Here is a 14938-nt window from a genome sequence, read left to right as displayed (position 1 = left end):
GCCGCAGCGCCCTTTTTTTTGTCCCGTTATTATTGGCGGGGGGTGATCCGGGTAATGCCGACAGCTGCGGCGCGGGCCAGATCCTCATCCAATGACATCGGGATGTATTCGCCGCGCCGCCAGAGCTGGGCCATGTCGTCATAGTAGCGCGACAGCGGATGGCCGGACTGGCCGGTTGATACGATAAAGACGGAACTGTCGGGGTCGGCAAAATCATAGACCCCGCGGTAGCCGGCAGAATGGGTGTTCTGGAACGGATCCGGGTCCTTACCTGAACTCTTGCCGCGCTGCAGGGTGTTGCCGCTGCCGCTGGTGGATTGGCGGATGTTCACGAAGTAACGCAGCAGCGGCACTTCGCCCAGCACCGGGTGGTCCTGCGTGGCTTGATGCGCATCGCCCCAGCGCAGCGATTCCAGCGCGGTGCCATAGCGTTCTTCGATCCAGATCAGCGCATCATCCAGTGCCAGCCGGGCCATGCCGGTGCAGCTTTCCTGCGGAGCGCTTTGGCGCACGTCGCACCAGACGGCGGCGCCGTCCACATCGCGGTAGACCCGTTCAATGAACAACGGTTCCACATGGCGGAAGGTCTTGGCCACCGGACCCAGCTCATCGGTGATCAGCCGGGCCTGCAGCGCCCGCAGCCAGGCGGCATAGATCAGCGGTTCCGGCAGATGCTCGTTCATTTCACCGTTCCACTCCGACAGCAGGGTCAGGGCAATCTGGCGCTGGCGTTCGCGGGTGCCGGCGGGGGCGGCTTCGCCGGTGAACCACAGGTCGGCTCCGATCAGCGGCAAAAGGGTGCGGGCGGTGTAGGAGACCGTGTCCAGCTGCGCCTCGATAAAGCTGTCGCGGGTATGCACTTCGCGGTTCTGCATCAGTTTTTCCCAGCGGTGGATGCGCTGGGTATCCCCCCAGTCAAAGGAGACGTGGTTCGGGAAGGGGCGGTCCAGGATCTTGTTGTTGGTATTGCCGAGGATGCCGCCTGCGGGGCTGGTGAACTCAGGATTTTCTGCATAAGGCGCGCGGCCTTGCCAACGGTTCTCCGGGCGCCAGCCCTGGCTTGGCATCCGGCCCTTGCTTTGGTGTGCGGCGTCGCGCAGCGGGAAGGCGCCGACGGTCTTGAGCGCAATTGCGTCCTTATCCGCCAGAGTCAGGTTTTGCGAAGGTGCGACAAAGCCTTCTCCGGCTATGATTGCGTCTTGGACCGTGGTGCTGCGCATCAGGCCGATGGCAGCACTCATTGAGGTATCTTTGGGGCTGAGCACAGTCCAGCTGAGCGATACCACATGACCGGGCGGCGTGATTTCAGCCAGCTTGAACATCGAACCGGGCAGCACCGGGCCGTTGTCTGTCCAGCGCAGGGTCAAAGTAACCGGCGCCTGGTCCTTGATCTTGATGATCGACGGGCGGGAGATGAATTCCTTGTACCCTTCAACGCTCAGATACTCCTGAGGATTTTCCGGGTTGAGGCGTTCGATAAACAAGTCCTGGTCGTCCAGATAAGACGAGGTCACCCCCCATCCCAGAACGTCTGAGCGTCCGGTGATTACCGCCGGGATGCCGGGGATGGTGCCGCCGATCACCCCGCCGGTGCCCAGTTCAAGCCGTGCCAGATACCAGACGCCGGGTGCGCTGAGGCCCAGGTGCGGGTCATTGGCCAATAGCGTGCCGCCCGCCGCCGAACGATTGGGGGCGGCGGCCCAGGCGTTGGAGGCACCGGCCAGCCCGCGCGGAGCAACCGGAGACAGCAGGCTGTCTTCCTCTGTGGGCATGGCAGTGGCGAATTGCCGGACACCGGGAACCAGTGCTGCGTATTCAGGCAGGGCAGTCAGCCCTTTGCCCGGAGCATCCGGCAGGATGTCCTTGATCCTGGCGGCATCATCCAGTGCCAGCGAAGTCCGGGCGCGCAGGATCTCTTCCTTCATGTGGCCGGACAGCTGCAGCGCCATTAGCTTCATGATTGCGATGCTGTCGGCGGGCTGCCAGGGCGCAACCGGCATGTTGAACAGGAACATCTCCGGAGCACCGCGGCCAAGCGCGTCTTCATTGATCTCCTGAAGGCGGGCGTTGACGCCGGCGGCATAGGCCTTGAGCGCGGTCATCGCCTCGGGCGACTGCACGGCCGCAGACTCCTGCGCCAGACGGTAGATATCCAGACGCCGCAGATATGTGTCGGTCTCAACCGTTCGGGTGCCGAAGATTTCCGACAGGCGGCCTTTGGCGGTGCGCCGCATCACTGCCATCTGCCACAGGCGGTCCTGGGCATGGGCATAGCCGAGGCCAAAGTAGACATCCTCGTCGCTGGCGCCGAAACTTCCGAAGATATGCGGCACATTGGCGTTGTCGCGGACAATCTCGACAGGCGAGGAAAGGCCGGGCAGGGAAAGCTCTTTGTTGTATTCAGGCAGTGACTGCGAAGCCAGGTAATAGACCAGCGCAGCGGCCAGAACACTCAGCAGAATCAGGCCGGCAGCTATGCGCAGAAGCCAGCGGAAAAGATGTCCCATCAGCGGTTGTTTTCCCTTGGGTTTTGTCATTTCCAGCCGCTTGGCAGATTGCGCCCCGCGGCGGCGGTGGTAGGGTTGGCGCCAACATAAGCGAAGACAGATCAAGGGAAAAGCAGATGGCAAAAATCGCGTTTCTGGGGCTCGGCGTCATGGGCTATCCGATGGCCGGGCACCTGCAGGCTGCGGGCCATGAGGTCACCGTCTACAACCGGACCGAAGCCAAGGCAAAGGCCTGGGCCGCCGAGCATGGCGGCCAGTTCGGCGCCACACCGCGGGCGGCTGCGGCGGGGGCGGAATTTGTAATGGCCTGTGTTGGCAATGACGACGATCTGCGCTCGGTCTGCCTGGGGGCGGACGGGGCCTTTGCCGGTATGCGCGAAGGCGCGGTGTTTGTTGATCACACTACGGTGTCGGAAACCGTGACCCGCGAGTTGCATGGCACGGCTGAAGAGAAAGGCGTGTTCTTTGTGGATGCACCAATCTCCGGCGGTCAGGCAGGGGCGGAAAACGGGGTGCTGTCGGTAATGTGCGGCGGCGATGAAGGCGCCTATGCGCGGGTTGAGCCGGTGATTGATGCCTACGCGAAAATCTGCCGCAGGATCGGTGGCTCCGGCGCGGGGCAGCTGACAAAGATGAGCAACCAGATCGCGATTGCCGGTCTGGTGCAGGGCTTGAGCGAGGCACTGCATTTTGCCGAGAAGGCCGGGTTGGACGGGCGCGCGGTGGTCGAAGTGATCAGCCAGGGCGCGGCGGGCAGCTGGCAGATGGCCAACCGTTACGAGACCATGCTGGACGATCATTTCGAGCATGGCTTTGCGGTGGATTGGATGCGCAAGGATCTGGGTATCTGCCTGGATGCAGCGGATGAAACCGGCGCCAGCCTGCCGGTCACAGCTCTGGTGGATCAGTTCTACAAGGACGTGCAAAAGATGGGCGGCGGGCGCTGGGATACCTCGTCGCTGTTCAAACGGCTGCGCAAACTGGACTGAGGGTAAGGAAAATGGCCTTTCCAGCGGGAAAGGCCATGCCTCCGGCGGAGGTATTTTTAACCAGAAAGAAGCGAAGGCCGTGAGCCACGGCCGCGTCCCGGATCAGTTAGGGGATGATACGGGTGTATTTGGTGCCTTCCAAGGTCGCACCAACGCGCAGGCCTGCCTGGGCAAAGACCACTGCAAGCACCGGGGACGTCAGCGTATTGGTGTCGGCACTCAGCGCGTTGCCTTCGTCCTTGATCACATATTCCACATCTGCGCCTGCCGCCCAACCGGACGAGCGGCGGAAGCCGGCCAAGGCGCCTTCGGTCATGAAGAACAGCACGTGGGCATACTGCTGGGCGCCGATCTGCAGACCCGCATTGCCCTTGTAAGTGGCGTAATAATCGACGGTCACGCCGTTGATCCGCAGGGCGCCGCGCCCATAGGCCCCGCCGAATACAAAGCCCGCCTCTGTGACCAGCGGCATTACCAGCATGCCGGTTGCCTTATCGGCCAGGGTGCGGGTGTTGGGGTACTGGCTGTACATTTGGTTCAGCGTGCTATCAACGCGGGCGTCGATGGTCGCGCCATTGCTGTTGCCTATGCCGTTGCCGCATGCGGCGGTGACGCCGGCGCCGGCCAGGGCCGTCAGGGCAAAGACGCGGCGGGTCATGCGGGAAGAGGAAAAACTGCTCATTTCTCAGGTGCCTGTAATGATTTGCTCCAAGGCCGGTATGCTCCGGCTCTGGGCAAATGTATACGCGGAAAACCGCTGCCTGTCATCCGTTGCCATCTGGACAGCGGCGGCTTCCCGCTGAGGTGATCCGCAACCGCCGCGTTCGGCGGGGTCAGCCGTTCAGCAACCGGGCCGCGGCGGGTGCGAAATAGGTCAGAATGCCGTTGCAGCCCGCCCGTTTGAAAGCCATCAGGCTTTCCATCATCACCGTTTCGCCGTCGATCCAGCCGTTTTGCGCCGCGGCCTGGATCATCGCGTATTCGCCTGAGACCTGATAGGCATAGGTCGGCACTCCAAAGGTGGATTTCACCCGGTGGCAGATGTCCAGGTATGCAATCCCCGGTTTGACCATCACCATGTCGGCGCCCTCCATCAGATCGCGCTCAATCAGCCGCAGCGCTTCGTCGCTGTTGGCGGGATCCATCTGGTAGGTTTTCTTGTCGCCCTTCAGCGCGCCCGAGGCGCCGACCGCATCACGGAACGGCCCATAGTAGCCAGAGGCGTATTTGGCCGAATAGGAGAGGATCGCCACATTGTAGTGGCCGGCCTTTTCCAGCGCGCTGCGCATCGCGCCGATCCGCCCGTCCATCATGTCGGACGGTCCGATGATGTCGGCGCCGGCATCGGCCTGAGCGAGCGTCATTTTGACCAGCGCCTCGACGGTGGCGTCATTGACGATCTCGCCATCGACCACATAACCGTCGTGGCCGTTGATATTGTAGGGGTCCAGCGCCACGTCAGTCATCACTGCGATATCCGGCGCCGCATCCTTGATCGCGCGGATTGCGCGGTTGGTGAGGTTTCCGGGGTTCCAGGCCTCGGCGCAATCTTCGGTCTTGAGCGAGGCATCGGTGTAGGGAAAAAGGCAGATCGCCGGGATCCCCAGCGCCTGCGCCTCAACCGCGGCTTCGGCAATCCTGTCCACCGAGCGGCGCACCACACCGGGCATCGAAGCAATCGGTTCTTCGATGCCTTCCCCTTCACGGACAAACACCGGCCAGATGAAATCAGACGGCGTCAGGGTGTTCTCCCGGACCAGGTCACGGATGGCCTGGCTGGCACGGGTACGGCGCAGGCGGGCGGCGGGAAAGGGCGCAACGGTGGGCTTCATGGCGGTCTCTCGATTTGGCTTGCCTATGGGTGGCATGGAAGCGGCCCCGGGAACAAGGGGCACAATCGCCGCGCCAAAAAACTTGTGCAGCAGGCGGGGCTTGCCTGTGCGCGCTTCCCGGTTGATATAGGGCCGGTTGACAAATTCCAGCCCGAGGATCTGCGGGCACAAGCGGGGGGCTGGCGTGGATCTGCTTCATATTATCTATGAGATGATTGAGCTGCGGTCATTCTCCAACCTGTGGTACTGGATTGCGCTGGCGGTGCTCTGGTCGACGGCGAGCAATAGGATCCTGGGGGTTCCCTATGACATGGTTCAGCGGGCGCAGCGAAATGGCGGCCAGGCGGAACGCGATCTGGAGGATATGGTCCGGGTCAATGTGAACCGCCTGCTGTACATCTCCGAGGTTTCAGGCCCCTGGCTGGTGGCGCTGTCCTGTTTCGTGATGTCCGGGCTGGCTGTGCTTGGCTTTGTATTCCTGCTGGAGATTGCCCAGGCTGTATTCCTGCTGGTGTTTCCAATGGCTGTGGTCGGGCTGATCAGCTTTTCAACCGCGCGCCGGATCTCGCAGGACGGTGCCACGGGCGGGGAGCTGCGCAAAAGATTGGCGTTTTGCCGGCTCTATGTGCAGGTCGTCGGGGTCATCTCCATTGTGGTCACCGCGTTCTGGGGCATGTATCAAAACCTGACCATCGGGGCATTTTAACAGGCGGGCTGAGACCGATTGAGGACACCCGGAAAGGATAAGGCATGGCACAGCGTGCAATCACCATGGGCGGCGCGCCCGAAGGGTTTGATGCCCGGCTGATCCTGAAGGAAGTGCAGAAATCCGGCGCGCCGGTTCTGCATGTGGCGCGTGACGACAAGCGGATGGAGGCAATGCGGTCGGCACTTGCCTTTTTTGCGCCGCAGATGCCGGTGTTTGTCTTTCCGGGCTGGGATTGCCTGCCTTATGACCGGGTGTCGCCGAACGCCGATATCTCGGCTGCGCGGATGGCCACGCTGGCGGCCCTGGTGCATCAGATGCCCAAGCAGTTTGTGCTGCTGACCACATTGAATGCCGCCAGCCAGCGGCTGCCTGCGCGCGATGTGCTGCGCGAGGCGGCCTTTACCGCCCGTGTCGATCACCGGATTGACGAAGGCGCGCTGCGCAGCTTCCTGGTGCGTATGGGCTTCACCCAAAGCCCGACGGTGATGGAGCCGGGCGACTATGCGGTGCGCGGCGGGATCATCGATATCTTCCCGCCGGGCGAAAGCGGCCCGGTGCGGCTGGATCTGTTCGGCGATGTGCTGGATGGCGCACGGCGGTTCGATCCGGCCTCGCAGCGCACCACCGAGAAGCTGGAGGTGGTGGAGCTGGCGCCGGTGTCCGAAGTGATCCTGGACGAGGCGGCAATCACCCGGTTCCGTCAGAACTACCGGATCGAATTCGGCGCCGCCGGTACGGATGATCCGCTGTACGAGGCAGTGAGTGCAGGGCGCAAGCATCAGGGGATCGAGCATTGGCTGCCGTTCTTCCATGAAAAGCTGGAAACCCTGTTCGACTACCTGCCGCAGGCAACGGTGACACTGGATGATCAGGTGACACCAGCACGGTTGGCGCGCTGGGACACCATCGAGGACCAGTTTGAAACCCGCAAACACGCGATGGCGCAGAAGGGGCGGATTGATACAGTCTATAAACCCACGCCGCCGGGTTTGCTGTATCTGGATGATGCCGCTTGGGAGGCCGCATCGGCAGAGCATCGTGTGGTGCAACTGCATCCGCTGCCGCAGGCCTCGGGTCCCGGCACCGTGGACGCCGGCGGGCGGATCGGGCGCAACTTCGCACCCGAGCGGCAGCAGGAAAGCATCAGTCTTTTCGGGGCTTTGGCATCCCATATTAAGGCGCGGATGCAAGAGGGGCCGGTTCTTATTGCCTCTTACTCCGAAGGCGCACGCGAACGCCTGACCGGGCTGATTGAGGATGAAGGCCTTGCAGAAGCCATCCCGGTGATGGATGGCACGCGGATCGGCAAAAGCGGCCTGCATCTGGCGGTCTGGGCGCTGGAACACGGGTTCCAAGCGCCGGACATGACGGTGATCTCGGAGCAGGATGTGCTGGGTGACCGGCTGATCCGGGCACCGAAGAAACGCCGCAAGGCCGAGAACTTCCTGACCGAAACCCAGTCGCTCAGCCCTGGTGATCTGGTGGTGCATGTGGACCACGGCATCGGCCGCTACAAGGGGTTGGAAGTGGTGACTGCCGCGGGTGCCGCGCATGAATGCATTCTGCTGGAATATGCCGAAGCGTCCAAACTGTACCTGCCGGTTGAAAACATCGAACTGCTGTCCAAATACGGCCATGACGAAGGCCTGCTGGACCGGCTGGGCGGCGGCGCTTGGCAAGCCAAGAAGGCCAAGCTCAAAGAACGCATCCGCGAGATGGCGGACAAGCTGATCCGCATTGCAGCCGAACGCGCCCTGCGCAAGGCACCGGTGATGGACCCGCCGCCGCATGCCTGGGAGGAATTTTCCGCCCGCTTCCCGTATCAGGAGACCGATGACCAGCTGCGCGCCATCCAGGACGTGATGGAGGATCTGCACTCAGGCCAGCCGATGGACCGGCTGATCTGCGGCGACGTGGGCTTTGGCAAGACCGAGGTGGCAATGCGCGCGGCTTTTGTCGCAGCGATGACGGGCCTGCAGGTGGCGGTGGTGGCACCGACCACACTGCTGGCGCGCCAGCACGCGGCGTCCTTTGCCGAGCGTTTTCGCGGGTTTCCTTTGCAGGTCAGGCAGCTGTCGCGTTTTGTTAGCACCAAGGAGGCCAGCCAGACCCGTGAAGGGCTGGCCAAGGGGACCGTCGATATCGTTGTCGGCACCCACGCTGTGCTGGCCAAGAACATCAGGTTCCAGAATCTCGGGCTGCTGATCATCGACGAGGAACAGCACTTTGGCGTGGGCCACAAGGAACGGCTGAAACAGCTGCGCAGTGACATCCATGTGCTGACGCTGACGGCCACACCGATCCCGCGCACACTGCAGCTGTCGCTGACCGGTGTGCGGGACCTGTCGATCATCGGCACCCCGCCGGTGGACCGTCTGGCAATCCGCACCTACGTCAGCGAGTTCGACACCGTCACTATCCGCGAGGCGCTGCTGCGCGAGCATTACCGCGGCGGGCAAAGCTTCTATGTGGTGCCACGGATCACCGACCTGCCGGATGTCGAGGCGTTCCTGCAGGCGCAGCTGCCCGAACTCACCTATGTGGTGGCGCATGGGCAGATGGCAGCGGGCGAACTTGATGACCGGATGAACGCGTTTTATGACGGTAAATATGACGTCCTGCTGGCAACAACGATTGTGGAATCGGGCCTCGACATTCCGACCGCCAACACGATGGTGGTGCACCGCGCCGACATGTTCGGCCTGTCGCAGCTCTATCAGATCCGGGGCCGGGTGGGGCGTTCGAAAACCCGTGCCTATGCCTATCTCACCACCAAACCGCGCCAGCGGCTGACACCGGCGGCAGAGAAACGGCTGCGGGTGCTGGGCTCGCTCGACACATTGGGCGCCGGCTTTACCCTGGCCTCGCAAGACCTTGATCTCCGCGGTGCCGGCAACCTGCTGGGCGATGAGCAATCCGGCCAGATGCGCGATGTGGGGTATGAACTGTACCAGTCGATGCTGGAGGAGGCGATTGCCAAGATCAAGGCGGGTGAGATGGAGGGCCTCTCGGACGCCGATGCGCAATGGGCGCCGCAGATCAACCTGGGCGTTCCGGTGCTGATCCCGGAAGATTACGTGCCGGATCTGGATGTGCGTCTCGGACTGTACCGCCGACTGTCGTCGCTGTCGACCAAGGTGGAGCTGGAAGGTTTTGCGGCTGAGCTGATCGACCGTTTCGGCAAGCTGCCGAAAGAGGTCAACACGCTGATGCTGGTGGTGCGGATCAAGGGAATGTGCAAACGCGCAGGCATTGCCAAGATGGACGGCGGGCCGAAGGGCGCCACAATTCAGTTCCACAATGACAAATTCGCCTCGCCCCAGGGGCTGGTGGAGTTCATCCAGGGACAGAATGGGCTGGCCAAGGTCAAGGACAACAAAATCGTTGTGCGCCGGGACTGGAAGAAAGACAGCGACAAGATCAAGGGCGCCTTTGCCATTGCCCGCGACCTGGCAGAGAAAGTCGTGGCAGAGAAGAAAAAGGCCAAGGCAAAAGCGAAAGCTTGACACGCAGAGCCAAGGAAATTCGAATTTCCTTGGCAAATGTCTTTGAAGACATTTTGCTCAGCTGCAGCAGCTGTCCGGCGTCGTTGCTGCCTGTGCGCAGAAACAGGACGCAGCCACCGCCTGGTCGGCGCGGGCAAGCGCCATATCGAGTTTCTGCTTTATGTGCCGGATTTCAACGGTTTCGCCGCGGGCCTTCAGGCAATCATGCAGGCCTTTCAGGCTCCAGATATTGTTCGGATGGACCGAGGCGCGCGGCAGAGTACCATCCAACCCCAGGTCCGCACGGTAGACCGCCTCGGCTTCTCCCGAGCGGCCCTGCTCAAACAGCAGCGCCCCAAGCGCATGGCGGCTGGGCTGCATCCAGCCCCAGGGCTCATCGTAAGGCAGGTTATCGTCCAATTCAGCTGAGCGGCGCAAATGGGCAAAAGCCGCGTCGTAGTTCCCTTTGCGGTACTCAATCTCACCGCGCAGCATTTCAGTTGCGATTTCAAGCAGATCCACCACACGGTTGTTGTGCAGCAGTCGGCTCTCCGGAACGTTCGTCTTGGCAGTCAGAAACAGCTGCTCCTCCGCTTCGGCCTCTGACACGCGGCCAGTTGCGGCAAATGCGATGGCGCGGGCGTAATGGGTGTTGGCGGTCAAGGTGCAATAGAGCGCTGTGTCTTCAGGCAGCTGCAGTGCCATGGCCTCATCCCAGCGGCCAAAACGGACCAGGATGTGGGGGTGCATTGCCATGTAGCTTTCAAAGAAATCCGCGATAGGCGGGCTTTCTACCAGCAGCATTTCCGGCGGGGTCGTGTCCAGAATACCCTGATTGGCCTGCAACGCAGGTTCGATCTGGCCCAGGAACATCGCGCCGAAGATGACGAAGTGGTAGTTATGTTGGCGGTAGCCGGTGTAGATGTTGAAGGCGCCCTCGCGCTGGTAGTATTTCAGGTCGGCCTCAATCGCCTTTTGGTTCCAATGCACGACGTTGTGGTAGTCACCGCACAGCACGTCGATATGGGTCGGCATATGCACCAGATGGCCTGCGTCCGGCACCAGTGTGCGCAAAACATCTGCGGCCTTCAGGGCTTTTTCCGGCGTTGGCGACATCTCCATCAGATGCACATATAGATGCAGCAGGCCGGGGTGCCTCATCGCGCAGGGGTCGTTCTCCATTGCCCATTCCAGAACCTCCTGCGCCTCCAAGGTCGCGGCCCCTTCGGCAGGCAGGCCGGTTTTCAAGTCCCACATTTTCCAAGGGGTCAGGTTCAGCAGGCTTTCGGCATAGACCGTGCGCAGGTCCAGATGATCCGGGCAGGCGGCAAAGGCCGCGCGCATGGCGTCTGCGAAAGCGTAGTCCCAAGCGTGCATGTCCCCGGCGGCCTCGCGCTGGGGGTAGCGGGCCTGAAGGGCAAGGATCAGCTGCCGCTCGGCCTCGGTGCAGCCCTCTAAACAAGCCAGCGCGGATTGGGCGGCGTCATAAACCTGTGCCAGATCTTCGGCACGGCCTTTGCCGTCCCGCAAGTTCCAGGGCAGATTGTAATTCGGGCCGGTTGCATAGGCCACGCCCCAATGGGCCATGGCGCAGCCGGGATCATACCCTAGCGCCTGCTTGAAACACCTGACGGCTTCCTCGTGGTTGTAGCCATAGGTCCAGATCAAGCCGCGGTCGAACCATATCTGCGCCTCTGGAGAAGCTGCCGTTACCTGACAGGAATGGCTGCCGAGATCATAATCGTAACCCATGAAAAAACCTCCCCAAGTATTTGGAGAGGTTAGGCAGAGGTGTTGACCCGGACAAGATAGTTATTCTGCGGGCAATTGCGCCTCAGCCCGTGCCATTTGCAGCATCAGCAGGAACGCAAGGCCGGCCATTGTCAGCAGCCCTGCAGCCAGCGGCAGCAGCGAGCCGTCAAACAGCAGGCCCACAGGTGCGGCAATCGCGGCGGCCAGAACGGTGGAGATCGCACCGATGACCGAGGCCGCCATGCCGGCAATATGGCCCATCGGCTCCATCGCGATCGCGTTGAGATTGCCAAGCGTGGTGCCGGCCAGAAAGAACACGCTGGTCTGCCAGGCGACAAACAGGCCGAACAGCAGCGTTTCCGGCAGCGCCTGACCGCTGAGCACCAGCATAATCGCGGAAATGCAGACCTGGGCGGCCAAGGACCATGTCACGATCCGGCGCATACCAACGCGGACCACGATTGCTGCATTCAGCAGACTGGCAGTACCCGCCATCAAGGCCACAAATCCAAACCAGAAGGGGAAGCTGCCAGCGCGGTCAAAGATCACGTCATAGACCTGCTGCACCATGGTCAGCATGGTGAACAGCATGCCCAGGCAAAGGGTCTGCACCAGAATAGACAGGCGCACAGCCGGGTGGGCGAACATTTCCTTCACCGCGCCCAAAAGCAGCGGCAGACGGAAGGGGCGGCGGTTCTCCACTGCTAGGGTTTCCGGCAAGCGCAGGCCCATCCACATCACGATGAGGATGGCGAAAATGGCAAAGGCCAGGAAGATGCTGCGCCAGCTGGAAAAGGCAATGATGCCCGCACCCAGCATCGGTGCAAAGGCGGGAACCAGGGTGAAGATCATCATAGCAATCGACATCATCCGGGCCATTTCCCGGCCCGAGTACAAATCCCGCACGATGGCAATGCCGACAACCCGCGGCCCGGCGGCACCCAGCCCCATGACAATGCGGGAGGCCAGCAGCAGCTCCAGCGATTGCGCCTTCCAGGCGACGGCAGATGCTGCGATGTACAACGCAACACCGCCGGCAATGACAGTCTTGCGGCCAAAGGCATCAGACAGCGGGCCAGTAAAAAACGTGCCGATGCCCATACCCAGCACAAAAGAAGTCAGCACCAGCTGGGCGCGGTTAATGTCATCCGGGCTAAGTGCCTGGCCGATTTCGGGCAGGGCGGGCAGCATCGCGTCGATGGAAAACGCAATGGTGGCAAACATCATCGCGATCAGCGCAATGAATTCGGCCTTGGCCATGCCGTGGGCCGGAGAGTGAACCTGGGGTTGTGACATTTGAAACCTCTAACAGCTCTTCAGATGTTTCCGGGGAACAAGGCCGGTCCGGGAGCTGTCCGGTTCCGCTATCACGAATCCGCATACCGGGCCAGCGCCCGGCTGCACAGCAAACTGTGCATTGTTGCGATGCTAAGCAATTTGCCGCGAGGTTATTCGGCCTCTGCGTCTTTCAGCTGCTGCTGAATGTCTTCGATCACCTGCTTCCACAGTTCCGGCGGCTGGGCACCGGGCACGGCGTGCTGGCTGGCGACAATGAAGGTCGGCACCGAACGTACCCCCATCTTGCGGGAATGGGCGTCGCGGTCCTGGATGGCCTGAATGTCGCTGTCGCCTTGCAGCAGGCGTGCGGCGACATCTGCATCCATTCCGGCCTCGCGTGCGACGCCGGCCAGAACTGTGTGGTCGCCGATGTCCTTGGCGTCCACAAAGTAGGCTTGGAACAAAGCATCCACCACCTCGGTCTGCTTGCCTTCAATTCCGGCCCAATGGATCAGCCGGTGTGCATCCAGCGTGTTTGGCGTGCGCGTCATCGCCTCAAAATTGATGGTCAGCCCGGCCTTTTCCGCGTGCTCCACCACTGGCGCATAGGCTTTCACCGCGCCCTCCTTGCCGCCGAACTTGCGTTCCAGGTAGTCGCGCCGGTCCATGCCTTCGCGCGGCATGTCGGGGTTCAGCTGGAACGGATGCCATTCAATGACAAAGGGATGATCCGGAACCTCGGCCAGCGCTTTGTCCAGATGGGTCTTGCCGATATAGCACCAGGGGCAGATCGGGTCCGACAGGATGTCGAGTTTGACAGTGGTCATTTGGGTCATCCTTTGAACAGGGCGGGCAGGGCGCGGCGCAGCAGCTTCCCATTGGCACCTGCGGGCAGGGCGTCAAGATACACATAAGCGCGGGGCTGCTTGTAACGGGCCAGGCGCTGGGATGCAAAGGCTTGCAGCTCTGCGGCGTTCACCTCTTCGGGACCGGTATAGAAGGCGGCGATGATGAAGGTCTCAGGCTTCACCTCTACCGCTGCGGCGCCGGCCTGAGTGATGCCGGGATGCGACGCCAAAGCGGTTTCAACCTCGATCGGGGACACGCGGTAGCCGCCCGCATTCATCATGTCGTCAGCGCGGCCCAGGTAGCGGATCTGTCCGTCCTTCGACATTGCGCCCTGATCACCGGTCAGGAACCAATCCCCCTGATAGCGGGCGGCGGTTTCTTCAGGCGCATTCAGATAGCCAATCATCAGCCCCGGGTCCGAGCGGTGGATGGCGATGGTGCCTTCTTCCCCCATGGGAACGGGTCCGCCGCTGCCCAGAATGGCGGTTCTGCGTCCGGGTTGCGGCTTCCCGAGTGACCCATCCTGTGCGGGGCAGGACGGCGAAGACGAAATGAAGGTTGAGCATTCCGACATGCCGAAAGCCTCAAACAATCTGTGGCCTGTTGCCGCCTCCCAGGCCGCGCGCAGATGCTGGGAGAGCTTTTCACCAGCGCAAAGCCCATGCCGCAAATCCGGCAATTCAAGCGGTCCGGACTGCAGGAGTTTCCGGTAAACGCCGGGGGCTGCCGCAAAGAGGGTCGCGCGGTGGCGGCGCAGCAGCGCGGGCAGGTTCTGAGGCGGGGTTCCGGGCTGCGGGATCAGCGCCGTTGCACCCGCCGCCCAAGGATCCAGCAGGCCGGTGCCCAGCGTGAAGGTCCAGTTGAAAGCACCGGCATGCATCAGCCGGTCATCCTGCGTCAGCCCGTACCAGCCATCCACCATCATCTGCCGCGCCCAAACAGCCCGGTGGGCGTGGGCCACGGCGCGCGGATTTCCGCTGGTGCCGGAGGTGTAGACCACATAGGCGAGGCGGTCCGGGTCTCCAAGGGCGTAGCTGCAGGGAGGCAGACGGTGCATTTCCAGCAAGTCGGCGGTGCTGATCTGAAGCGGGTGACTCGCGCACGGGACTTCGGGATCGCGCAGGACTGCTGCCGGTTGCAAATCCGCGATCATCCGGGCGGTTTCCGGCGCTGTAAGCTGGGCTGAGGTCGGCACCGGCACCAATCCGGCGGCAATGGCGCCGAGATAGGCAATGGGAAACTCAACCGTGTTCCCCAGCCGCATCAGCACAATATCTCCAGGTTGCAATCCCGCTTTAAGCAGCCCTGTTCCGGTTCCGCGCACCGCTGCTTCAAGCCGGGCATAGCTCCAGTCTTCGCTGGCATCGCCTGCGAGAACCGACAGTGCGGTCTTGGCCGCCAGCCGATGGGCATGGCGCAGCACATGGGCCGCGAGGTTGAAAGGCGAAGGGCAGGGCGCAAAAGGCCCCTGATCAAAAACGGACAGCATGGCAATTGGCTAGCCCGCGCCGTCCTGCGTTGCAAGCTGCGCAGGTGC

General features: G+C 62.1%; 10 protein-coding genes. 3 read left to right on the top strand and 7 right to left on the bottom strand.

The window, feature by feature from the left end:
* Positions 1 to 29: 29 nt before the first annotated feature.
* Complete coding sequence (locus K3724_RS10180; protein WP_259992376.1) at positions 30 to 2507, bottom strand: penicillin acylase family protein; 2478 nt, start codon at positions 2505 to 2507, stop codon at positions 30 to 32.
* A 116-nt stretch (positions 2508 to 2623) separates the two neighbouring features.
* Here K3724_RS10180 and K3724_RS10175 point away from each other — a divergent pair, with 116 nt between their 5' ends.
* Positions 2624 to 3496, top strand: coding sequence for an NAD(P)-dependent oxidoreductase (locus K3724_RS10175; protein WP_259992374.1), 873 nt, complete (start codon positions 2624 to 2626; stop codon positions 3494 to 3496).
* A 106-nt stretch (positions 3497 to 3602) separates the two neighbouring features.
* Here K3724_RS10175 and K3724_RS10170 read toward each other — a convergent pair whose 3' ends face one another.
* Together K3724_RS10170 and hemB are read right to left on the bottom strand one after the other, a co-directional pair.
* A complete protein-coding gene (locus K3724_RS10170) occupies positions 3603 to 4178 on the bottom strand; it encodes a YSC84-related protein (protein ID WP_259992372.1) in 576 nt (191 codons plus the stop codon).
* A gap of 151 nt (positions 4179 to 4329) precedes the next feature.
* Positions 4330 to 5328 (bottom strand): porphobilinogen synthase, encoded by a 999-nt coding sequence (gene hemB, locus K3724_RS10165; protein WP_259992370.1) that lies wholly within the window; start codon positions 5326 to 5328, stop codon positions 4330 to 4332.
* Between the two features lie 184 nt (positions 5329 to 5512).
* Between hemB and K3724_RS10160 the strand changes: the two genes are divergently transcribed.
* Both K3724_RS10160 and mfd read left to right on the top strand, forming a co-directional pair.
* Positions 5513 to 6034, top strand: coding sequence for a component of SufBCD complex (locus K3724_RS10160; RefSeq protein WP_259992368.1), 522 nt, complete (start codon positions 5513 to 5515; stop codon positions 6032 to 6034).
* Between the two features lie 44 nt (positions 6035 to 6078).
* A complete protein-coding gene (mfd, locus tag K3724_RS10155; protein WP_259992366.1) occupies positions 6079 to 9543 on the top strand; it encodes a transcription-repair coupling factor in 3465 nt (1154 codons plus the stop codon).
* Positions 9544 to 9600: 57 nt separating this feature from the next.
* Here mfd and K3724_RS10150 read toward each other — a convergent pair whose 3' ends face one another.
* From K3724_RS10150 to K3724_RS10135, 4 genes are all read right to left on the bottom strand, one after another.
* Positions 9601 to 11274, bottom strand: coding sequence for a tetratricopeptide repeat protein (locus K3724_RS10150; protein ID WP_259992364.1), 1674 nt, complete (start codon positions 11272 to 11274; stop codon positions 9601 to 9603).
* 60 nt (positions 11275 to 11334) lie between these two features.
* Positions 11335 to 12570 carry a multidrug effflux MFS transporter gene (locus K3724_RS10145; RefSeq protein WP_259992362.1) on the bottom strand — a complete coding sequence of 412 codons (1236 nt, stop codon included), beginning with the start codon at positions 12568 to 12570 and terminating at the stop codon, positions 11335 to 11337.
* 152 nt (positions 12571 to 12722) lie between these two features.
* Positions 12723 to 13388, bottom strand: a complete 666-nt coding sequence (locus K3724_RS10140; protein ID WP_259992360.1) for a DsbA family oxidoreductase — start codon at positions 13386 to 13388, stop codon at positions 12723 to 12725.
* Positions 13385 to 14890: a class I adenylate-forming enzyme family protein gene (locus K3724_RS10135; protein WP_259992358.1), complete on the bottom strand. Its 1506-nt coding sequence runs from the start codon at positions 14888 to 14890 to the stop codon at positions 13385 to 13387. The genes K3724_RS10140 and K3724_RS10135 overlap by 4 nt, the downstream gene beginning before the upstream one ends.
* Between the last annotated feature and the right edge of the window lie 48 nt (positions 14891 to 14938).

The sequence above is a fragment of the Leisingera sp. M658 genome (assembly GCF_025144145.1).
Lineage (GTDB): Bacteria > Pseudomonadota > Alphaproteobacteria > Rhodobacterales > Rhodobacteraceae > Leisingera.
Note: the sequence above shows the minus strand (reverse complement) of the source record. Positions and strands in the feature narration are given on the sequence as shown.

Coding starts and splice junctions, on each gene's coding strand:
- K3724_RS10180 (WP_259992376.1), bottom strand. CDS start 2,507: ATGGGACATCTTTTCCGCTGGCTTCTGCGCATAGCTGCCGGCCTGATT.
- K3724_RS10140 (WP_259992360.1), bottom strand. CDS start 13,388: ATGACCCAAATGACCACTGTCAAACTCGACATCCTGTCGGACCCGATC.
- hemB (WP_259992370.1), bottom strand. CDS start 5,328: ATGAAGCCCACCGTTGCGCCCTTTCCCGCCGCCCGCCTGCGCCGTACC.
- K3724_RS10145 (WP_259992362.1), bottom strand. CDS start 12,570: ATGTCACAACCCCAGGTTCACTCTCCGGCCCACGGCATGGCCAAGGCC.
- K3724_RS10135 (WP_259992358.1), bottom strand. CDS start 14,890: ATGCTGTCCGTTTTTGATCAGGGGCCTTTTGCGCCCTGCCCTTCGCCT.
- K3724_RS10150 (WP_259992364.1), bottom strand. CDS start 11,274: ATGGGTTACGATTATGATCTCGGCAGCCATTCCTGTCAGGTAACGGCA.
- mfd (WP_259992366.1), top strand. CDS start 6,079: ATGGCACAGCGTGCAATCACCATGGGCGGCGCGCCCGAAGGGTTTGAT.
- K3724_RS10170 (WP_259992372.1), bottom strand. CDS start 4,178: ATGAGCAGTTTTTCCTCTTCCCGCATGACCCGCCGCGTCTTTGCCCTG.
- K3724_RS10175 (WP_259992374.1), top strand. CDS start 2,624: ATGGCAAAAATCGCGTTTCTGGGGCTCGGCGTCATGGGCTATCCGATG.